Genomic DNA, 25183 nt, shown 5'->3' on the forward strand with positions numbered 1-25183 from the left:
ATCAGTTCTCCAGCACGTCGAGCAGGCCAAGGGGCAGCGGAACGTCCATCACACGGTCGAACAGCAGGTACAGACCGATGGCCATCAGCGTCGTCACCACGATGCTCGGCATCCAGCGACCGCCATACAGGCGCGCCATCGGAATGCCGATGAGGATGCTGCTGAGGATGAAACCCAGCGGTTCGAAGAGGCCGGCGAACACCAGCAGCAGTGCGACGCAAATGGCGATCTTGGTCAGGGTTTCGCGATCCAGTGGCGGCTCGTCTTCACTGTGTTTGATCGGCGCCGGGCGGAACACCATGTACAGCAGCGCCGCGCCCATCAGGCCGAGCATCAGCAGAGGGAAGGCGCGCGGGCCCACCGGTTCGTAGGAAAAAGCCGCTTGGTACGGCCACGCCATCAGTGCCAGGCCGGCGCAAACCAGCAACAACACGGAGGCGAAAATGCGTTGAATAAGCATGGGAGCTCCTGTGCTGCGTCCCCGTCAGCGGGAACGCAGCCGCTAGACAGGGACGATCACTGGATCAGGCCGAACTCTTTGGCCAGCACTTTGTAGTCCGCGACCTGCTTCTTCACGTAGGTGTCCAGTTCCGGGCCAGTCATGGCGAACGGGAACAGTTCACGCTGATCGCGCAGCTTGGCGAATTCCGGCGAGGCCAGCAGTTTGTCGAACGAGTCTTTCCACCAGGCGTAATCTTCGTCGCTGACTTTTGGCCCCAGGTAGAAGCCGCGCACCACCGGCCAGACGATGTCGTAGCCTTGCTCGCGCGCGGTCGGGATGTCTTTCATTTCCGGCTCGTCGAGACGCTTGTCGGCGAACACTGCGAGCAGACGCATGTCACCGCTCTGGATGTGCGGCATGGAGTCGGAGATGTCGGTACTGCCGACCTGGATGTGGCCACCGAGCAGGGCGGTGGCGATTTCGCCGCCACCTTCGAGGGCGACGTAACGCAGGTCACGCGGGTTGATCCCGGCAGCCTTGGCGATCAGGGCGGTTTGCATCCAGTCCTGGCTGCCGACGGTGCCGCCGGAACCGATCACCACCGAGCTTGGATCTTTCTTCAGAGCCTGAACGAGATCGTCGAGGGTCTTGTAGGGCGAATCGCTTTTCACCGCGATGGCGCCGTAGCTGGTGCCAACCGCTGCCAGCCAGCGCACGTTGGTTTCATCGAAACGCCCGAACTTGCCTTGGGCCAGGTTCAGCAACGAACCGCTCGACCACGCCACCAGCGTGCCGGCATCGGCAGGGCGCTGAGCGACCACGGCGTTGTACGCCACCGCGCCGACACCGCCGGGCATGTAGGTGACGCGCATCGGTTTGGTCAGCAGTTTTTCGTTGACCAGTGCGCTCTGCACCAGTTTGCAGGTCAGGTCGAAACCACCGCCGGGGGAGGCCGGGGCGATACATTCCGGACGTTTCGGTTCAGCCATCAGTTGGCCGGCAAACAGGATGCAACTGGCGGCCAGTGCAACTTTACGCAGTGACAGGTTCATTCGATTCTCCACGGGCATTGTTGTTATTCGACGTGTTTTTCTTCAGCCGGCCATTACCACAACGCAACGCTGTAGCTCACCAGCAAACGCACTTCGTCTGCATCGCGAGCCGAGTAGTTGGAGCGGTAAGTGGCATTACGCAAACGCACGGCGACATCCTTCAAGGCGCCGCTTTGTACTACATATTTGATCTCGGTGTTGCGTTCCCACTCTTTGCCTTCTTCGCCGTTCTTGAGCTTGATGTTGTCACCGCTCAAGTAGCGGCTCATGAAGCTCAGGCCTGGAATGCCGAGCTTGGCGAAGTCAAAGTCGTAGCGAGCCTGCCAGGAGCGTTCTTCTGCGCCGGCGAAATCGTTGATCTGCACGAAGTTGACCAGATACGGGTCGCTGCCATCGACATACGGGAAGGCGCTGTCGCCGGACATGTGCTGATAACCGGCGCTGAACTTGTGGCCGCTCAGCGCATAGCTGACCAGGCCGTTGAGCGAGCGGTTGTCGATCTCGCCGCCACGGGCTGCGCCTTGGTCATCGCTGACGGCGAAACGCAGGTCAGTGGCAAACGTGCCCGGGCCCATCGGCCGCGAGGCGACCAGGCCGAAGAAGTGCTGGTTATAGACTTCGTCGAGTTGAGCGAAGTGGTAACTGCCGGTGATCTTGTCGGTGAACTTGTAATCCACGCCGCCAAAATCGAAATGCTTGCCGGCAGCGGTGCCAGCAAAACGGCTGTTCTTGTTATTGAGGGCGATGTCCTCGAAATCGGTGCTGTCGCGATCCTTGGCTTTCTCCAGACGGCCACCGGTGAACGTCAGGTTCTTGATCTCTTTGGAGGTCAGTAAACCGCCTTCAAAGGTCTGCGGCAGAATGCGCCCATCGTTCGGTTTGAGGATCGGCAATTCAGGAATCAGGCTGCCGATTTTAAGTTCGGTGGCAGAGATTTTCACTTTGCCGGTCAGGCCGACTTTCGAGTATTCGTCAGCCGCGCGCCCATCATCGTGGGTCGGCAGCAGGCCGGTGCCGGTGCGGTCCGGACTCGAATCAAGTTTGACCCCAAGCATGCCTAACGCATCGACACCGAACCCGACGGTGCCATCGGTGTATCCCGATTGCAGATTGAGCATGAAGCCTTGAGCCCATTCGTCACGCTTGGACTGCTGGGCACTGGTGCCATCGCGAAAGTCGCGGTTGAAATACATGTTGCGGGTTTCGAAGGTGGCGCTGCTGTCTTCAATGAAGTCGGCAAAACTCAACGGCGAAAAACCGGCAAGAGCGGCGGCACTGACGAGGGCGGTGTGGCTGAAACGGGAAGGGCGAACAGGCGTGGACGCCTGAGGCTGCATGGACGGCATGCGGGTGTACTCCGTTTATTGTTCTTATTGGTCGAAAACGCTTCGAGGCGTTTTTCGTTGCGCTGTGTGGCATCAGCGACGGCAGTCGGAACTGTCCGTGGGCCGACTCTAACCAGCTAACCTTTCGCTAACCTTTCAGCAGACTTTCAAGGTTTTCGGGCTTCACAGCGGCGGTTGCGGCTGTAAACTCCGCGGCAAAGCGTGGCGTTGGCCATCACTCAATGAGGTAAAAATCCATGCGTGTTCTGCTCGTCGAAGACCATCTGCAATTGGCCGAAAGCGTTGCGCAGGCGCTCAAGAGCACCGGTCTGACCGTGGATGTGTTGCACGATGGCGTGGCCGCCGATCTAGCGCTGGGCAGTGAGGAATATGCCGTGGCGATCCTCGATGTCGGCCTGCCACGCATGGACGGTTTCGAGGTCCTCGCGCGGTTGCGCGCACGTGGAAAAAATCTGCCGGTGTTGATGCTGACGGCGCGTAGCGATGTGAAGGATCGCGTCCACGGCCTCAATCTGGGCGCCGACGATTACCTCGCCAAACCGTTCGAACTGACCGAACTGGAAGCGCGGGTCAAAGCCTTGCTGCGTCGCAGTGTGCTCGGTGGCGAACGCCAGCAGCGCTGTGGCGTGCTGGCCTACGACCTCGACACCCGACGTTTCACCCTTGGCGAAGAATTGCTGACGTTGACGTCCCGCGAGCAAGCGGTGCTGGAAGCGCTGATTGCCCGGCCGGGGCGGGTGATGAGCAAGGAGCAACTGGCCTCCCAGGTGTTCGGTCTCGACGAAGAGGCCAGCCCCGATGCCATCGAAATCTACGTGCACCGCTTGCGCAAGAAACTTGACGGCCAACCGGTGGCGATCGTGACGTTCCGTGGTCTGGGGTATCTACTGGAAAGCCGCGATGCATAAGCCCAGCAGCCTGCGCTGGCGCTTGCTGTGGAACCTTGCATTGCTGCTGGTGGTGCTGATGCTCGCCAGCGGCTTGAGTGCCTACTGGAATGGTCGCGAAGCCGCCGACACCGCCTACGACCGCACGCTGCTGGCCTCGGCGCGAACCATCGCCGCAGGCCTGTCGCAACGTGACGGCACATTGAGCGCCGATGTGCCTTACGTGGCACTCGACACTTTCGCTTATGACAGCGCCGGGCGGATTTACTATCAGGTCAATGACATCCATCAGAAGCTGATTTCCGGCTACGAAAACCTGCCCGGGCCGCCACCGGGGACACCACGCACCGACAGTTATCCCGCGTTGGCGCGTTTCTACAACGCCACCTACAAAGGGCAAAACGTGCGCGTGGTCAGCCTGCTTAAAGCAGTGACCGAACCGAACATGAACGGCATGGCGGAAATCCGCGTCGCCGAAACCGATGAGGCACGGGTGAGTATGGCGCGCAGTCTGGCGGCTGATACTTTGCTGCGCCTGGGTATGTTGGCGATCGGTGCGTTGTTGTTGGTCTGGTTCGCGGTCAGTGCGGCACTGCGCCCATTGGAGCGCCTGCGCACGGCGGTGGAAGAGCGTCAGCCCGACGACTTGCGTCCGTTGCCATTGGTCGAAGTGCAGCATGAACTATGGCCGCTGGTGCGTGGACTTAACCATTTCACCGAGCGCCTGCGTGGGCAGTTTGAACGGCAGGCGCAGTTCATCGCCGATGCGGCCCATGAGTTGCGTACGCCTTTGGCAGCGCTGAAGGCGCGGCTTGAGTTGGGCCTGCGCTCCAACGATGCCGAGGTCTGGCGTTCGACGCTGGAGTCTTCGGCACAAAGCACTGATCGCCTGACTCATCTGGCCAATCAGTTGCTGTCGCTGGCACGCGTAGAAAACGGCGCCCGAGCGATTGCCGAGGGCGGCGCGCAGTTGCTCGATCTGAGTCAGTTGGCCCGGGAACTGGGCATGGCCATGGCACCGCTGGCGCACAAACGCGGGGTGGCGCTGGCGCTGGAGGCGGACGAACCGGTCTGGCTGCGCGGTGAGCCGACCCTGCTGAATGAGCTGCTGAGCAATCTGGTGGACAACGCCTTGGCGCACACCCCACCGGGCGGCAACGTGATTCTACGGGTGACCGCGCCGGCGGTACTTGAGGTTGAAGATGACGGGCCGGGTATTCCGCTGGAGGATCGCGATCGCGTGTTCGAGCGGTTCTACCGACGTAATCAGCAGGTGGCGGGCTCAGGGCTGGGGCTGGCAATCGTCGGTGAGATCTGTCGAGCGCATCTGGCCCAGATCAGCTTGCATGATGGCGAGCAGGCGGGGTTGAAGGTGCGGGTCAGTTTTATAGCCGGGTGATTGTGGTGGTTTTGCTGGCCCCTTCGCGAGCAGGCTCGCTCCCACTCTGGAATGCATTTTCCTGTGGGAGCGAGCCTGCTCACGAAGGGCGCGCCTCGGTCTCGGATCAGTAAAACATCGTCCGCGACTCTTCCAGATCCGCGCACAGTTCCTTGTTCTCCTGGTCGATCCCAAGCTTCCTGAACGCCGGAACTGTCATTGGATCAATCCGCGCAAACGGATGATCAGTGTCCTTGTGGCAATACAGGCTCGCCACTTGCACCAGATCGACGTAATCGATGGCCGTCGAATCGCGCTTGAAGTCCTGATAGCGCCCCGGCAACTCCACCAGACGTTCCGGAAACTCCCAGACCCGCAGGAGCTTGTCGCCCAGCAACGGATGAATGTGATCGATCACATGGTTGAGGCTGACCGGATCCGACAGCAGCTCATAGTGATCTTCGGCGTAAGTCAGAATCGGCAACACGCCGATCTGATGCACCAGCCCGCCGAGCGCTGCCTGATCGGGTTTGAGTTGTGTGTAGCGGCGGCACAACGCGTAACTGACCCCGGCAATTTCCAGGCTCTTGCGCCAGACTTCGCGCATCTTCTGCTCGACCACTTCGGAGCGGGCGTGGAAGATCTGCTCCATCACCAGGCCGATCGCCAGGTTGCTGCTGTAGTTGATGCCCAGCCGGGTGATGGCGGTGTGCAGGTCGGTGACTTCCTGTGCGGCGCGCAGCAGCGGGCTGTTGACCACTTTGATCAGGCGCGCTGACAGCGCCGTGTCCCGGCCGATGACTTTGCTCAGGTCGCTGACGCTGATTTCCGGGTCTTCAGCGGCCTTGCGAATCTGCAGGGCCACTTCCGGCAACGTGGGCAGAACCAGGTCATCGTTATCGATGGCCTCAACCAAATCCTGTTGGACTTTTTCCGCCAGTTCGCTCATTTAAACTCTCTAGGGTGTTGCAACAAATGCTGCGATCAGCGCTGGATTTCGCGGTCGCGATCCAGTTCGTAAGGCAGGTCGAGCAGATGCAGCGCGGGACCTTCGAGGGTGCCCAGATGCAAATCACCGGCTTCGGCAGCTTCGGCCTGCAGCACCGCCAGGAGTTCAATGTTTTGCCCGGCCTTGGCGGCCAGCACCACTTCGCCGATGGAGCTGTTGTGGCTCGGCGCAAACAGTTGTGTGCCAGGCTCCGGCAAATCAGCAGCGTCCAGGCTCAGGCGATACAGACGACGCTTGAGTTTGCCCAGGTACTGCATGCGCGCAACGATTTCCTGGCCGGTGTAGCAGCCTTTCTTGAAACTCACGCCGCCGACGGCTTGCAGGTTGAGCATCTGCGGGATAAACAGTTCGCGGGTGCTCGGCATGACCTGGCCGATACCGGCGCGGATCTGGCCCAGCAGCCATTGATTGAGCTCAGCCTCAGGCAGGGCAGCGGACAATTTGGTTTTGATCGCGTCAGCCTGATCGGCCGGTGCCCAGAGTTCGGCTCGATCGGGCGAGACGCGAATCGCGATCAGGCCTTCGTTACGCACAACGCTGTCGGTTTCGTCTGGCAAATTCAGGCCGAGGCTGCTCAGTGCGGCGTCGCCCGACCTCAGGCCAAAACGCACCCAAGCGGCACTTTCGTCGGTCAGTTTCGATTTGGAGAACACTGCGTACTTTTTCAGGTCCGCCAGTTGCGGCTCCAGCAGCTCGCTGGCCATCGCCATAACCACGCCGTCACCTTCGAGCAAAATGCGGAAACTCGACTGCATCCGGCCTTTCTGTGTGCAACGGGCGCCGAGGCTGGCACGCGTGTCGCTGAGGTAATTGAGGTTGCAGGTCAACTGGCCTTGCAGGAATTTTCCGGCATCCGCGCCGCGAACCGCGAGAACGCCTTCATGAGACAGGGTGCAGAAAAAAGCAGAATCGGCCATGGGTCATCGCAGGGTAAATAGACTGGGGCACATCATAAGGGCGCGTCGGTGAAATGGGTAGTTGATAAAGGATCGGTGGTGCCCGACCAAAGCCGACTGTGCGACCCGTCTCGGGGCTGTATACTTGCCGCCAAATTTGAGGAGGGCCCCATGGTCGAACAAGTTGAACTGAATCGCCTGTTTTGGCACAGCCGTCGCGGCATGCTTGAGCTTGACGTGTTGCTGGTGCCGTTCGTGCAGGAGGTTTACGCGACGTTGAACCAGGTGGATCGCGATCTGTATGTGCGTCTGCTGACGTGCGAGGATCAGGACATGTTCGGCTGGTTCATGGAGCGCAGCGAGTCCGAAGATCCGGAACTGCAGCGCATGGTTCGCATGATTCTGGACCGTGTTCAGCCCAAGTAACACGTTCGAATGCCGCTGGCATGCCTCACGGCAGTTGCTGGCGGCGTATCTGTTGGCCCAGGCGTTCGCACTGGGTGCGTTGTTTCTGCTTTCTATTCCACTCTGGGCCAGTCTGCTCGGGGCTTTCGCCTGCCTGCTTCATGGCGTCTGGGTGTTGCCTCGGCAGATTCTGCTGAATCACCGTCGGGCTTTTCGCGGATTGCGCCGGGACGTCGATGGCTGGCAGTTGTGGAATCAGGCTGATGGTTGGCAGTCGGTGCAGTTGCGCCAGGACAGCCTCGCGCTGCCATTGATCGTGGTTCTGCGTTTTCGCCTGCGCGGCGAGTGGCGGGTCAGATCGATCTGTGTGCCCCGGGACTCGCAGGCGGCGGATCTGCACCGACGCCTGCGAGTACGGCTCAAGTTCAGCCGGCGTAGGTGGGCGGCACCAGAATAGTGTCGAGTGCCTCGGGCAGCAGATCAGGATAGTCGAGGGTGTAATGCAGGCCGCGACTCTCCTTGCGTTCCATGGCTGAGCAGATCATCAGTTCGGCGACTTGCGCCAGATTGCGCAACTCGATCAGATCGCGGCTGACCTTATAGTTGCTATAGAACTCGTCGATCTCGTCCAGCAGCAGGCGCACACGGTGTTGCGCCCGTTGCAGGCGCTTGTTGGTGCGCACGATACCGACGTAGTCCCACATGAACCGCCGCAGCTCATCCCAGTTGTGCGCGATGATCACATCCTCGTCCGAGTCGGTGACCTGGCTGGCGTCCCAGACGGGCAGGGCGTTTGGCGCGGTGATATCGTCCAGTTGCGCGAGAATGTCGGCTGCTGCCGAACGGGCATAGACGAAACATTCCAGCAGCGAATTACTGGCCATTCGGTTGGCGCCGTGCAGGCCGGTGAAACTGGTTTCGCCGATCGCGTACAGGCCCGGCACGTCGGTGCGGCCATGTTGATCGACCATCACGCCACCGCAGGTGTAGTGCGCCGCCGGTACGACGGGAATTGGTTGTTTGGTGATGTCGATGCCAAATCCGAGGCAGCGCTCATAAACAGTGGGGAAGTGCGTCTTGATGAAGTCTTCGGGCTTGTGGCTGATGTCGAGATAGACGCAGTCGACACCCAGGCGCTTCATTTCGTGGTCGATGGCCCGGGCGACGATGTCGCGCGGTGCCAGTTCGGCGCGTTTGTCGAAGCGAGACATGAAGCGTTCGCCATTGGGCAACTTCAAATGCGCGCCTTCGCCACGCAGGGCTTCGGTGATCAGAAAACTCTTGGCCTGCGGGTGATACAGGCAGGTCGGGTGGAACTGGTTGAATTCCAGGTTCGCCACCCGGCAACCCGAACGCCAGGCCATGGCGATGCCATCACCGCAAGCGCCGTCGGGGTTGCTGGTATAGAGGTAGACCTTGGCGGCACCGCCGGAGGCCAGAATCACGAAGCGTGCACCGTAGGTGTCGACTTCGCCGGTTTTTCGATTGAGTACGTAGGCGCCGAGGCAGCGCTCGCCGTCCATGCCCAAACGTCGTTCGGTGATCAGATCGACAGCAACCCGCTGCTCCAGGAGCTCGATGTTCGAACGCTCTTTGGCCTGGGCCAGCAAGGTTTTGAAAATGGCCGCGCCGGTAGCATCAGCGGCGTGGATGATGCGCCGATGGCTGTGGCCGCCCTCTCGGGTCAAATGGAACTCGAACCCGCCGTCTTCAGTACCTGACTGATCGTCGCGGGTGAAGGGGACGCCTTGATCGATCAGCCACTGGATGGCTTCGCGGCTGTGCTCCACAGTGAAGCGCACGGCGTCTTCATGGCACAGCCCGCCGCCGGCGTTCAGGGTGTCGTCTACATGGGATTCGACAGTATCAGTGTCATCGAGCACGGCGGCGACGCCACCCTGGGCCCAGAAAGTTGAACCGTTGGCGAGATCGCCTTTGCTCAATACGGCAATGCGCAAATGACCTGGCAGGGTCAGCGCGAGACTCAAACCGGCAGCACCGCTGCCTATGACCAGAACATCGTGTTGGAATTGTTGGCTCATTACAGGATTCCGCTCAAAGCGACCCGGGTCGGGGGTGGTGCAAGACCGCTGGATCGGCGAGTCAAGACAGCCACACAGCCCACTAGTATATAGAGGGGGGGGACGGCACAATAGCCGGGCCGATATGGCATTGTGAAACTACTGTGACGGGAAAAAGGTGTGCTTCGTCGGAAGTTTTTTTTCCCTGTTTGGGGGAAAGGCGACTGTATCGGCGCTGAAACAGACGTTTTCTGCACAGAGTCGCCCAATGTCGGGTGGCGACGGCTATAAATAATTGGAACTTTTGCCAAAGGCCCAAGATCAATAGTCGGTGCCAGAGATAAGGGACAGTGTCGGCTTCAGTGCGGAATCCGCGGTTGGATTCCTGCCGGCGAAACCGATGACAAGATTATTCGCGCAGCCGGTTTATCCCGAGCTGCGTTTTTCGTGCGTGCCAAATCAGAGCCCGCAGGAAACTTGCCTGGAGGGGGAGAACTTTTGCGAAAAGCCCGAGTCTATGTTTGCAAGTCTGGTCGTTTAGTTATGCAAGTCTCCTTCGGGCTTATCGAGGAGTGTTCATGCTAACCCAGGAAGAGGATCAGCAGCTGGTCGAGCGCGTTCAACGCGGCGACAAGCGAGCTTTCGATCTGTTGGTGCTGAAATATCAGCACAAGATTCTCGGGTTGATCGTGCGTTTCGTGCACGACACCCATGAAGCCCAGGACGTGGCTCAGGAAGCCTTTATCAAGGCGTATCGAGCACTTGGAAACTTTCGCGGCGACAGTGCGTTTTATACGTGGCTGTACCGTATTGCCATTAACACGGCGAAGAATTACCTGGTTTCACGCGGCCGTCGGCCGCCGGACAGCGATGTAAGTTCCGAGGATGCAGAGTTCTACGATGGCGATCACGGCCTCAAGGATCTCGAATCACCAGAACGTGCACTGCTGCGGGATGAGATCGAAGGCACCGTCCATCGAACCATCCAGCAACTGCCAGAGGATTTGCGTACAGCTTTAACTTTACGTGAATTCGATGGTCTGAGTTACGAGGACATTGCGAGCGTCATGCAATGTCCGGTGGGTACCGTGCGCTCCCGGATTTTCCGCGCCCGGGAGGCCATCGATAAAGCCCTGCAGCCGTTGTTGCAGGAAAACTGAGACAGCGGCGACAGCCAAGAGAGGAACGCCATGAGTCGTGAAGCCCTGCAGGAATCGCTGTCCGCAGTGATGGATAACGAAGCGGACGAACTGGAATTGCGTCGGGTGCTCAATGCACTGGACGACGTAGAAACCCGTGAGACCTGGGCTCGTTACCAGATCGCTCGGGCAGCCATGCACAAGGATCTGCTGCTGCCACGTCTGGACATCGCTGCGGCAGTGTCTGCTGCACTGGAAGACGAAACGGCTCCGGCCAAAGTATCGCGCAGCCCATGGCGTAACCTTGGCCGTCTGGCTGTTGCAGCCTCGGTGACTGTTGCCGTTCTGGCCGGTGTTCGCCTGTACAACCAGGACGAAATCGCTGGTGTCGAACTGGCTCAGCAATCCAATCAGCCAACTCTGGCGACCCCACAGGTCAAAGGCCCGGCTGTTCTGGCAGGCTATAGTGAGAGTTCGGAAGCCACTGGCCCGATGGCCAACGGCGTACTGCAAGGTCAGCCAGGCTGGCACGATCAGCGTCTGCCAGGCTACCTGCGTCAGCACGCTCAGCAGGCTGCACTGAAAGGTACTGAAAGCGCGTTGCCATACGCACGTGCTGCAAGCCTGGAAAACCGTTAAGGAGGATCATGCGCGCCATACCTCTACTTTCGCTTCTGCTCAGTGGCTGGTTCATTGTTCCAGCCCACGCTGATGAGGCCCAGGACTGGTTGACCCGTCTGGGCCAGGCCGAGCAGCAGCAAAGCTTTCACGGCACATTCGTTTACGAGCGTAACGGTAGCTTTTCTACCCATAACATCTGGCATCGCGTCCAGAATGGCCAGGTCCGCGAGCGTTTACTTCAGCTCGATGGTTCGGCGCAGGAAGTCGTGCGCATTGATGGACACACTCAATGCGTCAGCGGCACCCTGATTGCCGGTCTGGGGGATTCTCCCAACTCGGCCGCTCGTCCTCTCGATCCGCAAAAGCTGAAAAACTGGTATGACCTCGCCGTCATTGGCAAGTCGCGTGTGGCTGGGCGGGACGCAGTAATTGTTTCGCTGACGCCTCGCGATCAGCATCGTTACGGTTTTGAGTTGCATCTGGACAAGAAAACGGGCTTGCCGCTGAAGTCGTTACTGCTAAACGACAAGGGGCAGTTGCTCGAGCGCTTCCAGTTCACCAGTCTTGATACTGATGAAGTCCCGTCTGACAAAGATTTGCAGGCTGACGCTGACTGCAAGGCAGTTACTTTGGACAGCGACAAGGCTTCGGCGGTCAAGGCCGCTCAGGTATGGCACTCTGAATGGTTGCCGCCGGGGTTCGAACTGACCAGCAGTACTTCGCACAAAGATCCGGAAACCAAGACTCAGGTCAACAGCTTGCTGTATGACGACGGTCTGGCGCGTTTTTCGGTTTTCCTTGAGCCATTGAACGGCGAAACCGTCACTGACACGCGGACACAGCTGGGCCCGACCGTTGCCGTTTCCCGCCGCCTGACCACGCCTGAGGGCGAAATGATGGTCACCGTGGTCGGCGAGATCCCGATTGGTACTGCCGAACGAATTGCTCTGTCGATGCGTAATACCGATGGCACTGCAACCAGCAAGCAGTGAGCTGATTTCAGTCGTTACCACTTCTTTGTCGAGACGTAGATGAAATGTTTGCTGAGCATTTTCATTTGCAAATACCCTGAAAATTTTTTATAGGTCAGAGCCTCACGGCTCTGGCCTTGTTTGTTGTTGCCGGAACAAAAATGCCGGTCGGTGGTTTCCGGTGTTCCTTGCTCCATATCGCTTAACCCTGCTCGTCGTAACGGGAGCTGTATGTCGATACCAAGTTTGAAATCTTATCTCTCCATTTTCGCCACCGTGCTGTTGCTCGGTCAGGCTGTACCTGCTGCGCAAGCAGCCGATCTGCCTGACTTCACCCAATTGGTCGAACAAGCGTCGCCAGCCGTGGTGAACATCAGTACCACGCAGAAACTGCCGGATCGCAAAGTGAACCAGCAGATGCCTGATCTGGAAGGCCTGCCGCCGATGCTGCGCGAGTTCTTCGAACGTGGCATGCCGCCTCAACAGCGTTCGCCGGGCGGTGGTGGTCGTCAGCGTGAAGCGCAGTCGCTGGGCTCGGGCTTCATCATCTCTCCGGATGGCTACATCCTGACCAACAACCACGTGATTGCCGATGCCGACGAAATTCTCGTCCGCCTCGCCGACCGCAGCGAAATGAAAGCCAAGCTGATCGGCACCGACCCACGTTCCGACGTGGCGCTGCTGAAAATCGAAGGTAAGGATCTGCCGGTATTGAAGCTTGGCAAATCCCAGGACCTGAAAGCCGGCCAGTGGGTCGTCGCTATCGGTTCGCCGTTCGGCTTCGACCACACCGTGACCCAAGGCATCGTCAGTGCCGTCGGTCGTAGTCTGCCGAACGAAAACTATGTGCCGTTCATTCAGACTGACGTGCCGATCAACCCGGGCAACTCCGGTGGTCCGCTGTTCAACCTGAGCGGTGAAGTGGTCGGCATCAACTCGCAGATCTACACCCGTTCGGGCGGCTTCATGGGCGTATCGTTCGCGATTCCTATCGACGTGGCAATGGATGTGTCCAACCAACTGAAGAGCGGTGGCAAGGTCAGCCGTGGCTGGCTGGGCGTGGTCATCCAGGAAGTGAACAAGGATCTCGCCGAGTCGTTCGGTCTGGATAAACCGGCCGGCGCGCTGGTCGCCCAGATTCAGGATGACGGCCCGGCAGCCAAGGGCGGTCTGCAAGTCGGTGACGTGATCCTGAGCATGAACGGCCAGCCGATCGTCATGTCTGCTGACCTGCCACATCTGGTCGGCGCGCTGAAGGCTGGCGCCAAAGCCAATCTGGAAGTGATTCGTGAAGGCAAGCGCAAGAACGTCGAACTGACGGTTGGCGCGATCCCGGACGAAGACAAAGAACTGGATGCACTGCCAAAGTCTGGCGCTGAAACCACCAGCAACCGTCTCGGTGTTGCCGTGGGCGAACTGACTGCCGAGCAGAAGAAAACCTACGACCTTAAAGGTGGTGTGGTGATCAAGGAAGTGCAGGACGGTCCTGCAGCGTTGATCGGTCTGCAACCAGGTGACGTGATTACTCACCTGAACAACCAGGCCATCGGCTCCAGCAAGGAGTTCGGTGAGATCGCCAAAGCGCTGCCGAAGAACCGCTCGGTGTCGATGCGCGTGCTGCGTCAAGGCCGTGCCAGCTTCATCACCTTCAAGCTGGCTGAATAACCCAGCGGTAAGGTAAAAAAGAAACCGCCTCGAAAGAGGCGGTTTTTTTATGCCTGAAGCTTTTGTCTTGGTGGGTAACGATCAGCCCATCATGTCCTTGATCATCCGCTCCTGCTCCATCAGCTCACGCTGACGGGCGTCAATCCGCGAGGACAGCGGGAAGTTGCTGCCAGCCTTGCGCTTGGCGAAGTCCAGTTGCTGGATGGCTTGGCGGTAGTCGCCGACCAGTGCGAAGTATTCTGCGCGCGCCTGGTGCAGGCCGATGATATTGCCCGACAAGCCACGAGTCTCTGCGACCTGATACCAGACGTCCGGATCATCCGGACGTGACTTGAGTAATGCTTCCAGTGCTTTCTCGGCATCCGGCGCGCGATTCTGTTTCAGCAGCAGATCCACCCGAACCTGATTCAGGGGATAGTTGCCCGGATATTGCGTGAGCATGCGGTCAACCCGCGATTGCGCATCCGGCAAACGATTATTGGTAATGTCCAGATCGACCTGAGCAAGGTTGTAGATGATTTCGTTAGGCGATGTTGCCAGCAATTGCTTGAGGTTCTCACGCGCCTCATTCAATTGGCCGCCCTTGATCTGTGCAATCGCCAGACCGTAGCGCGCCACATCGTTTTTCGGATTCTCATCCAGCTGCGCACGGAAACGCTTGGCGCCCAGGCCTGGGGTTTCTTCGTAGATCAACTGCACGCGCGTGCGGATCAACTGATAGCGCTTGGAGTCTTCAATGCCGCCCGGTTTGGCCTGTTCGGCGCGGTTGCGGGTGTCGGCGATACGCGATTCGGTCACCGGGTGAGTCAGCAGGAATTCCGGTGGCTTGGCGTCGAAACGATATTGACGCATCAAGCGTTCGAACATGGTCGGCATCGAGCGCGGGTCATACCCGGCCTTTTCCAGATTGAGAATGCCGATACGGTCGGCTTCCTGTTCGTTCTGACGGGAGAAGGTCCGCTGCGATTGAATCGCCGCCGCCTGAGTGCCGGCGATGGTCGCGATACCGGCGTCACCGCCGCCGGCTGCCGCAATGACGATCCCGGCCAGCAGCGCGGCCATCATCGGCACCTGCATCCGTTGCGAAGCCTCTACACCACGAGCAAAGTGGCGTTGCGACAAGTGCGCCAATTCGTGCGCGAGTACCGAGGCGTATTCCCCCTCGGTCTGTGCGTTGAGGAACAAGCCGCCGTTGACCCCGACCACACCACCCGGCGCGGCAAAAGCGTTGAGCTGCGGGCTGTTGATCAGAATGAATTCAAGGCGCCGGTCAGTGACCTGGCTGGTCTCCACCAACTTGTACACGCTGGATTCGACGTAGTCTTTGAGCTGTGGATCGTTGAGCTGTGAAACCTGGCTGCGCAACATCGCCAGCCAGGCGCGGCCGAGCTGGTATTCCTGTTGCGGCGAGACAATGGCAGAACTGGCGTCGCCGAGTGACGGCAGATCGTCGGCAAAGCCTGGTGAGGCGAGCAGGCAAGCGAGCGTCAGCAGGGTAGGGCGCAGAAAAGTCATGCACAAAGCCTTAGAAGACAAAGACCTTACTGTAGCCGGACACCGGAGCTGCGACCAGATATTCTAGGCAGCTCGACGACCCGAACCGGAGTGACGCAATGACTGACGCTGTAGCCCATGACGTGGAACTGGACGCCAGTGGCCTGAATTGTCCGTTGCCGTTGCTCAAGGCAAAAATGGAACTCAACAAGCTCCAGAGTGGCGCTGTTCTCAAAGTCATCGCGACTGATGCGGGGTCACAGCGCGACTTTCGCACCTTTGCCAAGTTGGCCGGTCATACGCTGCTGCGCGAAGAAGACGAAGCAGGCGTCTACCGTTACTGGTTGAAAAAGGCCTGAAACCGACAGCGTTAAATCTAAGGATTATTGATGTTCAAAGTGTTACGCGACTGGATTCAGCGCTACTTCTCCGATGAAGAAGCCGTGGTGCTGGCGGTGCTGCTGTTTCTCGCCTTCACGGCCGTGCTCACACTTGGCGGCATGCTCGCGCCAGTGTTGGCAGGGATGGTGCTGGCGTATCTGATGCAGGGCCTGGTGGTCACGCTGGAACGTCTGCGCGTGCCGGGTGGCGTGGCGGTAGGGTTGGTGTTTGCGCTGTTCATGGGCGTGCTGATGCTGTTTATCGTCGTGGTGCTGCCGTTGCTCTGGCATCAGTTGATCACGCTGTTCAACGAGCTGCCCGGGATGCTCGCCAAATGGCAATCGCTGCTGTTGCTGTTGCCCGAGCGCTATCCGCATCTGGTGTCCGACGAGCAGGTTTTGCAGGCGATCGAGGCCGCGCGCGGCGAGATCGGCAAGTTCGGCCAGTGGGCGCTGACATTCTCGCTGTCGAGTCTGCCGCTGCTGGTGAACATCATGATCTACCTGGTGCTGGTGCCGATTCTGGTGTTCTTCTTCCTGAAGGACCGGGCGATGATCGGCGAGTGGGTGCGTGGTTATCTGCCACGTGAGCGCGCGCTGATCACTCGGGTTGCGCAGGAAATGAACCGGCAGATCGCCAACTACATTCGTGGCAAGGTCATTGAAATCGTGATTTGTGGCGGTGTGACCTACATCGCCTTTGTCGCCCTTGGGCTCAACTATGCCGCACTGCTGGCGTTGCTGGTCGGTGTGTCGGTGGTGGTGCCGTATGTCGGCGCTGTGGTCGTGACCGTGCCGGTGCTGTTGATCGCATTGTTCCAGTGGGGCTGGAGTGATCAGTTCATCTATCTGATGGCGGTGTACGGCATCATTCAGACACTGGATGGCAACGTGCTGGTGCCATTGCTGTTCTCGGAGGCGGTCAACCTGCACCCGGTGGCAATTATCTGCGCGGTGCTGTTGTTTGGCGGGTTGTGGGGATTCTGGGGCGTGTTCTTTGCGATCCCGCTGGCGACGCTGTTCAAGGCGGTGCTGGATGCGTGGCCGCGCCGAGAGCCGGCGGTGGCGCCACTGCTGTAGCGGTTGATGCAAATTGTTTGGTGACACTTAGGGCCCATTCGCGAGCAAGCTCGCTCCCACATTGGACTTGTGAGCGCCACAGATCCAATCTGGGAGCGAGCCTGCTCGCGAAGGCGTCAGTAAAAATGACGCAAAACCATCAGGCTTTATTCAGATCCTGAGCAGCAGCCAATACGGCATCCACATGCCCCGGCACTTTCACACCGCGCCATTCCTGACGCAGCACACCGTCCTTATCAATCAGGAACGTGCTGCGATCAACGCCCAGGTATTCCTTGCCGTACAGCTTTTTCAACTTGATCACGTCGAACAATTGGCAGACAGCCTCGTCCTTGTCACTGATCAGCTCAAACGGAAATTCCTGCTTGCACTTGAAGTTCTCGTGGGACTTCAGGCTGTCGCGGGAGATACCGAATATCTCGGTATTGGCTGCCTGAAACGCGGCGTACTGATCACGAAAGCCCTGACCTTCAGTGGTGCAGCCCGGCGTGCTGTCCTTCGGGTAAAAGTAGATCACCACTTGCTTGCCCTTCAGGGCAGACAGGCTGACGGTCTGCCCGCTAGTGGCAGGCGCTTCGAAATCGGCAACCGGTTGGTCGATGACAACGGCCATGAAAGCTTCCTTACATTGGGTTTTGTGGGCGCCAAGGCTCGATCAGTGCATCCAGGTTCATCGCATCGGAGAAATCGAGGAACTGGTCGCGCAGCCAACTGATCTGGGTGCCGGCCGGCAGGGTCACGGTGAACGTGGCGTTGAGCATGGTGCCGCCGGTCTGCGGCGCCTGATAGGTGTCGCAGGTCAGGTTTTCCAGTTCGACGTTGTGATCCATGAAGAACTGGCACAGCTCATTGATGATGTCCGGGCGATACGCCGAACTCACATACGCCACGTACGGCAGCGCCTGCGGACGATTTTCCAGCGGCGCGCTGCGCACCACGTTGACGGTGAAAGCATGTTTCTTGGACAGGCCCGACAGACTGCCTTCCAGGCGAGCAAGGGCGTCCCAGCTGCCGGAGACCTCAAGGATCAGCGCACTGCACTCGCCATGGCGAGTCAGGCGCGAAGTAACCACGGCGCAGCGATTTTCATGGCTGGCGCGGCACAGGACGTTAGTCAGCTCCATGGGGTTGGCGCCGAGGGCACTGATGACAAGGAATTGTTCGCGAACTGTGGGGGTGGACATGCAGCATTCCTAAAGCGATGAGCGGTCGGTAGGTTTACGGGCGTTGGCTGCCGTGGAGTGCCTGTTCTGGCGGTCCGTACAAAGAGGCCCGGCAAGCTCGCGGCTCGCTCCACTATAGCGGGAGCGCGCCGATGCGACGCAGGAACGGGGTCTGGGAGGCCGAAAAGGGAGGCTGGAACCCGGCGTACAAGCTGATCAGTACCGATCAAAGTCTGAAGGGTAGCGAAAAGCGGCGCCAAGGGGAATGGCGGCAGCGCAGTACTTCGCTTGTGCAAGCATCTTGGCGCCAGTACCATTACCGCTCTCTTTTTCCGGCAGGAGCGGTTTCATGATTGCGGGCAGTATGGTGGCACTGGTCACTCCCATGGATGCACAAGGGCGTCTTGACTGGGACAGCCTCAGCAAACTCGTGGACTTCCATCTCAAGAACGGCACCCATGCCATTGTCGCGGTCGGTACTACCGGCGAGTCGGCAACCCTTGATGTAGAAGAACACATCGCCGTCATCAAAGCCGTGGTCAAACAGGTTGCCGGGCGCATCCCGGTCATCGCCGGCACCGGCGCCAACTCGACCCGCGAAGCCGTCGAGCTGACCCGCAACGCCAAAGAAGCCGGCGCCGATGCCTGCCTGCTGGTCGTTCCGTACTACAACAAGCCGACTCAGGAAGGCCTGTACCAGCACTTCAAACACATCGCCGAGTCTGTCGACATTCCACAGATTCTCTATAACGTTCCTGGCCGCACCTCTTGCGACATGCAGGCCGAGACCGTGATCCGCCTGTCCACCGTGCCGAACATCATCGGTATCAAGGAAGCCACCGGCGACCTGAAACGTGCCAAAGCGATCATTGATGGCGTGAGCAAGGACTTCATCGTGCTGTCCGGCGATGATCCGACCGCCGTTGAACTGATCCTGCTGGGCGGCAAAGGCAACATCTCGGTGACCGCCAACGTCGCTCCGCGCGAAATGGCTGATCTGTGCGAGGCCGCGCTGAAAGGCGACGCCGACACCGCACGGGCGATCAACGAAAAACTGATGCCGCTGCACAAAGACCTGTTCATCGAAGCCAACCCGATTCCGGTGAAGTGGGCTTTGGTTGAAATGGGCCTGATGCACGAAGGCATCCGCCTGCCACTGACCTGGCTGAGCACACCTTGTCATGAAACGCTGCGCTCGGCCCTGCGCCAGTGCAGCGTCCTGGTTTAATTGAGGAAGTACAACGCATGAAGCGAATGGCCGGACTTTCCGCACTTGCCTTGATTATCTCCAGCACCAGTGGCTGCGGATGGGTCTGGGGCCCGGAAGGTTATTTCCGTGACCGTGGTAGCGATTACCTGGAAGCGCAACAGACTGCACCGATGCAACTGCCACCGGATGTCAGCACTTCCAAGCGTCTGGATCCGCTGTTGCCGATCCCGCGCAACGTTGCTGATGACACCGCCAAGGGCGAATACATTGTGCCGCGTCCTCAGCCGCTGTCGGCCGTTGCCGATGCCAGCGATTACTCGCTGCAGAAGAGCGGTGATTCGCGTTGGGTCGTAGCCCAGCACCCACCGGCCGAAGTCTGGCCAGTGGCGGTGCAATTCTTCCAGGACAACGGTTTCCGTCTGGATGAACAGCGCCCGCAAACCGGCGAATTCACCACCACCTGGCAGCATTCCGACGAACTGTCCGCGTCCATGGCCAAGCGCCTGAGCGCAGCCGGTATCGCCAGCGACAGCGAAACCCGCGTGCGTGTGCGTATCGAGCCGGGCGTGCAGCGCAACACCAGTGAAATCTACGTGGTCAGCGCCGAGCGTCCTGCCGGTAGCACTGCCGATGTGGCCTTCACCAACCGTTCGGTCAACACGGGTCTGGACGCGGCGCTGGTCGATGACATGCTCGCAAGCATGAGCCGGATCTCCGAGAAGGGCGGTTCGGTGTCGATGCTGGCCTCGCGTGATTTCGATACGCCGAGCCGTGTCAGCCTCAGCGAAGACGGCAGCGGTAACCCGGTGTTGAACGTCGGTACCGATCTGGACCGTGCCTGGTCGAGCGTTGGCCGTGCACTGGAACAAGGCGAATGGCGCGTTGAAGACATCAACCGCAGCCTCGGCCTGTACTACATCAACCTGGCCGAAAAAGCCGAGAAGAAAGACGACAAGCCTGGTTTCTTCAGCAGCCTGTTCGGCAGCGCGCCGAGCAAGGAAGAAGTTGAAGCCCGTGCCGAGCGTTATCAGGTTCGCCTGAGCAAGGTTGGCGAGAACATTCAGGTCACCGTCGAGAAAAACATCAACACCGTCGCGCCGGCTGAAGTGGCACGCAAAGTGTTGAGCGTGATTCAGGACAACCTGGGCTGATCAACCATGCGTTTTGCCGTTCTCGGCAGCGGTAGCCAAGGGAACGGCACGCTGATCGCCAGTGCTGATACGTACGTGCTGGTGGATTGTGGTTTTTCCCTGCGGGAAACCGAAAAACGCCTGTTGCGCCTGGGTGTAAACCCGGCGCAACTGAGCGCGATACTCGTAACCCACGAACATGCCGACCACGTGCATGGCGTGGGTTTGCTGTCTCGGCGCTACAATCTACCGGTCTACCTCAGTCGCGGCACACTGCGCGGGATGCGCAAACCGATTGAACCCGCGGGCTTTCTGGCCGGCGGCGAGCAACTGCAGATCGGCGCACTGAACATCGGGGTCATTGCCGTGGCCCATGATGCGCAGGAACCGACCCAGTATGTCTTCAGTGATCACGAGCAGCGGCGTTTCGGCCTGCTGACGGACCTGGGGTCCTACTGCGAGCGGGTGCTGGACGGGTATCGGGACCTCGATGCGTTGATGATCGAGTCCAACCATTGTCGTGACATGCTGGCCCGTGGTCATTACCCGTACTTTCTCAAGCAACGGGTGGGCGGCGAGCTGGGACATTTGAACAACCATCAGGCGGCATTCCTGGTGTCCGAGTTGGGCTGGCAGGGCTTGCAACATCTGGTCCTGGCCCACCTGAGCAGCAAGAACAACCTGCCGCAGCTGGCCCGGCAATGTTTTGTCGACACCCTCGGGTGCGACCCGGACTGGCTGCAACTGGCCGATCAAGATTCAGGGCTCGACTGGCGCCACATCGCCTAGCCCACCTACTTAGCAAGCGGAGCCCATCATGGAAAAACGTGAAGAACTCTACCGCGGCAAAGCCAAATCGGTTTACAAGACCGACGACGCTGACCGCTTGATCCTGCTGTTTCGCAACGACACCTCGGCGTTCGACGGCAAGCGCATCGAGCAGCTCGACCGCAAAGGCATGGTCAACAACAAGTTCAACGCCTTCATCATGCAGAAACTCGAAGCGGCCGGCGTACCGACCCAATTCGACAAACTGCTGGCCGACAACGAAGTCCTAGTGAAGAAGCTCGACATGATCCCGGTCGAGTGCGTCGTGCGCAACTACGCCGCCGGCAGCCTGGTCAAGCGTCTGGGTGTCGAAGAAGGCCTGAAGCTCAACCCTTACACCTTCGAACTGTTCCTGAAGGACGACGCCAAGGGCGACCCGTTCATCAACGAATCCCACGTTGTGGCATTCGGTTGGGGCACCGCCGAGCAACTGGTTCGCATGAAAGAACTGTCGCTCAAGGTCAACGAAGTCCTGACCAAGCTGTTCGACGACGCCGGCCTGCTGCTGGTCGACTTCAAGCTTGAATTCGGCGTGTTCAGCGACGGCTCCATCGTCCTCGGCGACGAGTTCAGCCCGGACGGCTGCCGTCTGTGGGACAAGGACACCAAGAAGAAGATGGACAAAGACCGCTTCCGCCAGGGCCTCGGTGATGTCATCGAAGCCTACGAAGAAGTCGCCAATCGTCTGGGCGTACCGCTTTAATCGACGCAAGCATCTGATAGCACGAAGAAATTTTCGAAAGAGGGTTTGCTTTCGGTAAAAGTGTTGTTATGATGCGCGCCGTTGGAGAGATGCCAGAGTGGCCGAATGGGACGGATTCGAAATCCGTTGTACCTTCACCGGTACCTAGGGTTCGAATCCCTATCTCTCCGCCATTATTGAACAAGACGAAGCCCCCGTAATCATTGCTGATTACGGGGGCTTTTTCGTTTTCGGGCTTTCGTTCAGGGCGTTTCCAGGGCAAAAGGAACTGTAAGGGCGCTTTGGGGTGTTGCGCGGTTCCCTACACTGCAGCGGCTCTGTTCGGCAATGAGCGACTGCTGCGCATCCCTGAGCTGCTTGAGCGGCTGCAAGGGGGCTCTGAGTCGGTCGCGTATATTGGGTGGCGTTCGAGCTGCACTCGCTGGCAGATCGGGAGGGGGCGAGGTTATCGCTCGTAAGACAGTGGTGGCCCCAATGGGCTGGCAGATTGACTGGAGTTATGGGGCATCAGAGACATCGGCGAACGGGGGCTGATTGCACCCCGTCTGTGCCAAGCTTTTATTAATGTAATCCGTTTGCGCTCGCATTGATCATGTCAGTGCTGACCTAGCCAAAGACAGCGTGCATTCAGCAATCTTTCCCGAGTGCACGAAATTTCATATTGTCATCCTTGATTTCAGCCAGTTCAGCTCTGCCCGGGTCAAATAGCTATCGATAACGACTAAAGCTGCGTGGTGCGCTCATTTTTTTCGTGGCGCAGGGACTCTAGAATGTACGGAGCAACGTATTGCGAGCCGTACATAGATAGGTGGTTTCTGTCGTTGTATAGAACTTTTCCGCCCTTCGCAGCGTAGCAACTGTCGGAATCGCAGAACAACGACGCTAAGTCGATTATTTTTACGTTGGTAAAGTCTTTTGCCACGCGTTGAACAATTTCGTTATAGGCGGAATTTACGCTGTCCTGATCGTAAACTTTCCTTGGGAATGAGCAGCCATCATTCTTTTCAGTAATTCGGAAAGGGCGTGTGACACATGCCGATGGGTCAAACGGCAGGGTTGGGTTGTCTAGCACCACCACAATATTCTTCTTGGCTTCAGATAGCATTTCGAAGGATCTCCTCATGCCTGATTCCAGAACTTTTCTGAAATCCTTCTCGCCAGGATTTCGAATGTCTACAGCGTCCTCCCAAGAACATTTTGGGTTATGCGCAAGAAGTACGTTTACTACGCTGCTGTTTTTTGAGGCGTAATCATATGCCTCATTGATGAGGCGATAGGCATTCGCGCGAACCTTCGCGGCGGCTTTGTCCTTTTGTGCAGTAGATGTATCGTAAAATGGCGCAGCGCAACTGGCCGGAAAAACAGCTAAACCCTTGTCGGCCTTAGAGTAGGTGCTTAGACCTGCAAACAGGTGTGCCGCATGTGAGTCGCCTATGACTGCGCTGGTAATCAAGCCATCCTGAATCAGGCACGGGTTATCAGTCATGGTGTTCCAGTCGGGAAATCTGGTTGCGCAGTTCGTCAGCGAAATTGCGGTATTTATCTCGATGGCTCGGGCTACTTCGTTTTTGGTCTCCAGCGGGGTAGCGGCTGGGTGTTTATAGGTTGCAAATCCGCCAATCGCGATAACTATCATCAACCCGACAAAAGCCGGGGTTTGGCGCGGCTGCTTTACTATTCCGGCGCGAAGCGGCTTCTCGATTAATGAATAAGTAATCCATGCTAGTAATATTGATGCTGCGACCGCCGCCGATCTTATCTCGATACTGGTTTCTTCACTTTGGACTATGCGGGCGAACGCAAGCAGAGGCCAGTGCCAGAGGTACAGCGGAAAGCTGATCAAACCTATGGCGACAGCCACCCGTGTTGAGAAAATTCTTCGGTTAATTACAGATGAAGGTCCTGCTGCTATTAGGAGTACCGACCCCAGCACAGGAAGTATTGCGCGCCAGCCGGGGAATTGATCGCTCGGCTTGAAGCTAAATAGTGCGAAGAATATGAGTGCGAGCCCGGCAGCGCTGAGCGCGTCATTGAGTCTGGATTGCTGTCCTTCGAACTTCGACGCCCACCACGGCTGTAAACAGGCCCAAGCCAGCAAGGTGCCTGCCAGCAGTTCCCATGCGCGGGTCGGCAGTAGGTAGAATGTGGCGTTTGGATCTACACCTATGAAGTAGAGATTCAAAGTCAGTGATACTAATCCAATAGCCAAAATTAGCTTGATAGCGCTAAGTCTTACCTTCCAGGCCGCCCAAAGTATCATGGGGAAAAGCAGGTAGAATTGCTCTTCAATTGCGAGTGACCATAGATGCAGTAATGGTTTTAGTTCTGCTGCAGTGTCGAAATATCCACTCTCGTACCAGAATGCAAAATTTGCTACAAATCCTGCGCCTGCTGCGATGTGCTTGGAGAGTTCGGTCATCTCATTCGGTAACAAGACAAGCTTTCCAACAACCCAGCAAGTTATTAGCACCAGGGTCAGGGCTGGAAAGATTCGACGTATCCTTCTGGCGTAAAAATCTGAAAAACTGAAAGTGCCTCGGTCAATGCTTTTAAGTAGTATGGTGCCGATTAAAAAGCCGGATATGACAAAGAATATATCAACGCCTACGAATCCCCCAGGCACCAGAGTCGGGAATGCGTGAAAAATCACAACAGAAATAACAGCCAGCGCGCGGAGGCCGTCTATGTCTCTTCTGTATTTTAAATTGGGGTTTGTCATTGACGTTGGCTCATTTTCTTGCTAGTTGCAGGGTGAGGGCGGGAGGTCGCGATAGTGCCACTATTTCGTTGCCAAGGAAACTCCGGTCGAATTGCCGCGACGAGCAGCAAAAGGAAAACAGCTTAGGCGTTTAGCGAAATCTGCTGCGAAAGGGAGATTTCGTCATGGGGTTAATAAGGGCGGCGAATCCCTACCTCTTCGCCATTACACGGAAAAAGCCCCGTAGATGAAAATCTATGGGGCTTTCTCATTTCAGCAGAAGCAACATCGCCTCCACATCAGGCATTCACGACTGCGAATGCACCAGCTTCCGTTTGATCAAGTCATACACATCGCTATGCGTCGAGTTATGCAGCGCCTTGTCCTTGCATACCGATCTTAATAAGTTTTTTCACTTCTTCCCTGGCATGGGGACTAAGACTGCATCGACCCGCGCGGTTAAATCTCCTTAACCGGCGTCTCCCCCTGCACAGCCTTGATCAGTCCGATCACATGCAAACAATCCGCCTTGTTCACATAAGACTCGCCACTGGCGATGGTCTCGTGGTTGCCCGCCCTCAGTCTCCAGCGCCATTGTCCTTTGCCGGTGCTCGGGGTGCCTTTGGATTGTCTGTAAATCTCGAAATACATTCAGTTCGCTCCAT

Annotated in this window: 25 protein-coding genes and 1 tRNA gene; 15 read left to right on the forward strand and 11 right to left on the reverse strand. The window is 58.1% G+C overall.

Annotated features, from left to right (window positions below; all coding sequences use genetic code 11):
* Position 1: 1 nt before the first annotated feature.
* The 3 genes from PMI23_RS03070 to PMI23_RS03080 are packed head-to-tail and all read right to left on the reverse strand — an operon-like array spanning position 2 to position 2840.
* Complete coding sequence (locus PMI23_RS03070; RefSeq protein ID WP_007911434.1) at positions 2–460, reverse strand: tripartite tricarboxylate transporter TctB family protein; 459 nt, start codon at positions 458–460, stop codon at positions 2–4.
* A gap of 56 nt (positions 461–516) precedes the next feature.
* On the reverse strand, positions 517–1494 hold the full coding sequence (locus PMI23_RS03075; RefSeq protein ID WP_007911432.1) for a Bug family tripartite tricarboxylate transporter substrate binding protein: 978 nt from the start codon (positions 1492–1494) through the stop codon (positions 517–519).
* Positions 1495–1547: 53 nt separating this feature from the next.
* Entirely contained in the window at positions 1548–2840 is a 1293-nt protein-coding gene (locus PMI23_RS03080) for an OprD family porin (RefSeq protein WP_007911430.1), read from the reverse strand.
* A 236-nt stretch (positions 2841–3076) separates the two neighbouring features.
* Here PMI23_RS03080 and PMI23_RS03085 point away from each other — a divergent pair, with 236 nt between their 5' ends.
* Together PMI23_RS03085 and PMI23_RS03090 are read left to right on the forward strand one after the other, a co-directional pair.
* Positions 3077–3748, forward strand: a complete 672-nt coding sequence (locus PMI23_RS03085; RefSeq protein WP_007911422.1) for a response regulator — start codon at positions 3077–3079, stop codon at positions 3746–3748.
* Positions 3741–5126, forward strand: coding sequence for a sensor histidine kinase (locus tag PMI23_RS03090; RefSeq protein WP_007911421.1), 1386 nt, complete (start codon positions 3741–3743; stop codon positions 5124–5126). The genes PMI23_RS03085 and PMI23_RS03090 overlap by 8 nt, the downstream gene beginning before the upstream one ends.
* 106 nt (positions 5127–5232) lie before the next feature.
* Here the strand turns inward: PMI23_RS03090 and PMI23_RS03095 are convergent, their stop codons facing one another.
* Positions 5233–6054: an HDOD domain-containing protein gene (locus PMI23_RS03095; RefSeq protein ID WP_007911420.1), complete on the reverse strand. Its 822-nt coding sequence runs from the start codon at positions 6052–6054 to the stop codon at positions 5233–5235.
* Positions 6055–6089: 35 nt separating this feature from the next.
* Entirely contained in the window at positions 6090–7031 is a 942-nt protein-coding gene (ygfZ, locus tag PMI23_RS03100; protein ID WP_007911419.1) for a CAF17-like 4Fe-4S cluster assembly/insertion protein YgfZ, read from the reverse strand.
* 150 nt (positions 7032–7181) lie between these two features.
* On the opposite strand from ygfZ, the gene PMI23_RS03105 reads away from it, so the two are divergent.
* Together PMI23_RS03105 and PMI23_RS03110 are read left to right on the forward strand one after the other, a co-directional pair.
* Positions 7182–7436, forward strand: coding sequence for an FAD assembly factor SdhE (locus PMI23_RS03105; protein WP_007911418.1), 255 nt, complete (start codon positions 7182–7184; stop codon positions 7434–7436).
* Positions 7420–7872 carry a protein YgfX gene (locus PMI23_RS03110; RefSeq protein ID WP_042704883.1) on the forward strand — a complete coding sequence of 151 codons (453 nt, stop codon included), beginning with the start codon at positions 7420–7422 and terminating at the stop codon, positions 7870–7872. Before PMI23_RS03105 ends, PMI23_RS03110 begins: the two co-directional genes overlap by 17 nt.
* Here the strand turns inward: PMI23_RS03110 and nadB are convergent.
* Entirely contained in the window at positions 7841–9457 is a 1617-nt protein-coding gene (nadB, locus tag PMI23_RS03115) for an L-aspartate oxidase (RefSeq protein ID WP_007911416.1), read from the reverse strand. The two genes, PMI23_RS03110 and nadB, sit on opposite strands and share 32 nt — an antisense overlap.
* A 557-nt stretch (positions 9458–10014) precedes the next feature.
* Here nadB and rpoE point away from each other — a divergent pair.
* The 4 genes from rpoE to PMI23_RS03140 all read left to right on the forward strand — a co-directional run bounded on the left by rpoE (position 10015) and on the right by PMI23_RS03140 (position 13832).
* Positions 10015–10596, forward strand: a complete 582-nt coding sequence (rpoE, locus tag PMI23_RS03125) for an RNA polymerase sigma factor RpoE (RefSeq protein WP_003172477.1) — start codon at positions 10015–10017, stop codon at positions 10594–10596.
* A 30-nt stretch (positions 10597–10626) separates the two neighbouring features.
* Positions 10627–11214: a sigma-E factor negative regulatory protein gene (locus PMI23_RS03130; RefSeq protein WP_007911408.1), complete on the forward strand. Its 588-nt coding sequence runs from the start codon at positions 10627–10629 to the stop codon at positions 11212–11214.
* Positions 11215–11222: 8 nt separating this feature from the next.
* Positions 11223–12188, forward strand: coding sequence for a MucB/RseB C-terminal domain-containing protein (locus tag PMI23_RS03135; protein WP_007911407.1), 966 nt, complete (start codon positions 11223–11225; stop codon positions 12186–12188).
* Between the two features lie 210 nt (positions 12189–12398).
* Complete coding sequence (locus PMI23_RS03140) at positions 12399–13832, forward strand: DegQ family serine endoprotease (RefSeq protein ID WP_007911403.1); 1434 nt, start codon at positions 12399–12401, stop codon at positions 13830–13832.
* Between the two features lie 81 nt (positions 13833–13913).
* On the opposite strand, the gene PMI23_RS03145 is transcribed toward PMI23_RS03140, so the two are convergent.
* A complete protein-coding gene (locus tag PMI23_RS03145) occupies positions 13914–15347 on the reverse strand; it encodes a M48 family metalloprotease (protein ID WP_007911401.1) in 1434 nt (477 codons plus the stop codon).
* 98 nt (positions 15348–15445) lie between these two features.
* Between PMI23_RS03145 and PMI23_RS03150 the strand changes: the two genes are divergently transcribed.
* Positions 15446–15685, forward strand: coding sequence for a sulfurtransferase TusA family protein (locus tag PMI23_RS03150; RefSeq protein ID WP_007911399.1), 240 nt, complete (start codon positions 15446–15448; stop codon positions 15683–15685).
* 30 nt (positions 15686–15715) lie between these two features.
* Positions 15716–16786 carry an AI-2E family transporter gene (locus PMI23_RS03155; protein WP_007911397.1) on the forward strand — a complete coding sequence of 357 codons (1071 nt, stop codon included), beginning with the start codon at positions 15716–15718 and terminating at the stop codon, positions 16784–16786.
* Positions 16787–16925: 139 nt separating this feature from the next.
* Here PMI23_RS03155 and PMI23_RS03160 read toward each other — a convergent pair whose 3' ends face one another.
* Positions 16926–17399, reverse strand: a complete 474-nt coding sequence (locus PMI23_RS03160) for a peroxiredoxin (RefSeq protein ID WP_007911395.1) — start codon at positions 17397–17399, stop codon at positions 16926–16928.
* A 10-nt stretch (positions 17400–17409) separates the two neighbouring features.
* On the reverse strand, positions 17410–17970 hold the full coding sequence (locus PMI23_RS03165) for a glycine cleavage system protein R (protein WP_007911394.1): 561 nt from the start codon (positions 17968–17970) through the stop codon (positions 17410–17412).
* A gap of 328 nt (positions 17971–18298) precedes the next feature.
* Here PMI23_RS03165 and dapA point away from each other — a divergent pair, with 328 nt between their 5' ends.
* The 5 genes from dapA to PMI23_RS03190 all read left to right on the forward strand — a co-directional run bounded on the left by dapA (position 18299) and on the right by PMI23_RS03190 (position 21993).
* Complete coding sequence (dapA, locus tag PMI23_RS03170; protein ID WP_007911392.1) at positions 18299–19177, forward strand: 4-hydroxy-tetrahydrodipicolinate synthase; 879 nt, start codon at positions 18299–18301, stop codon at positions 19175–19177.
* A gap of 17 nt (positions 19178–19194) precedes the next feature.
* The gene (gene bamC / locus PMI23_RS03175; RefSeq protein ID WP_007911391.1) at positions 19195–20310 is read left to right on the forward strand and encodes an outer membrane protein assembly factor BamC; all 1116 of its coding nucleotides are present in this window, start codon (positions 19195–19197) and stop codon (positions 20308–20310) included.
* 6 nt (positions 20311–20316) lie between these two features.
* Positions 20317–21078 carry an MBL fold metallo-hydrolase gene (locus PMI23_RS03180; protein WP_007911390.1) on the forward strand — a complete coding sequence of 254 codons (762 nt, stop codon included), beginning with the start codon at positions 20317–20319 and terminating at the stop codon, positions 21076–21078.
* A gap of 28 nt (positions 21079–21106) precedes the next feature.
* Positions 21107–21820 carry a phosphoribosylaminoimidazolesuccinocarboxamide synthase gene (purC, locus tag PMI23_RS03185; protein ID WP_007911389.1) on the forward strand — a complete coding sequence of 238 codons (714 nt, stop codon included), beginning with the start codon at positions 21107–21109 and terminating at the stop codon, positions 21818–21820.
* Positions 21821–21903: 83 nt separating this feature from the next.
* Positions 21904–21993 (forward strand) — tRNA-Ser (locus PMI23_RS03190).
* Positions 21994–22541: 548 nt separating this feature from the next.
* Here the strand turns inward: PMI23_RS03190 and PMI23_RS03195 are convergent.
* Together PMI23_RS03195 and PMI23_RS03200 are read right to left on the reverse strand one after the other, a co-directional pair.
* Positions 22542–24539, reverse strand: a complete 1998-nt coding sequence (locus tag PMI23_RS03195; RefSeq protein ID WP_007911388.1) for an acyltransferase family protein — start codon at positions 24537–24539, stop codon at positions 22542–22544.
* Between the two features lie 438 nt (positions 24540–24977).
* The gene (locus tag PMI23_RS03200; RefSeq protein ID WP_007911387.1) at positions 24978–25169 is read right to left on the reverse strand and encodes a YegP family protein; all 192 of its coding nucleotides are present in this window, start codon (positions 25167–25169) and stop codon (positions 24978–24980) included.
* Positions 25170–25183: the final 14 nt, after the last annotated feature.

Source organism: Pseudomonas sp. GM24, assembly GCF_000282235.1.
Taxonomy (GTDB): domain Bacteria; phylum Pseudomonadota; class Gammaproteobacteria; order Pseudomonadales; family Pseudomonadaceae; genus Aquipseudomonas.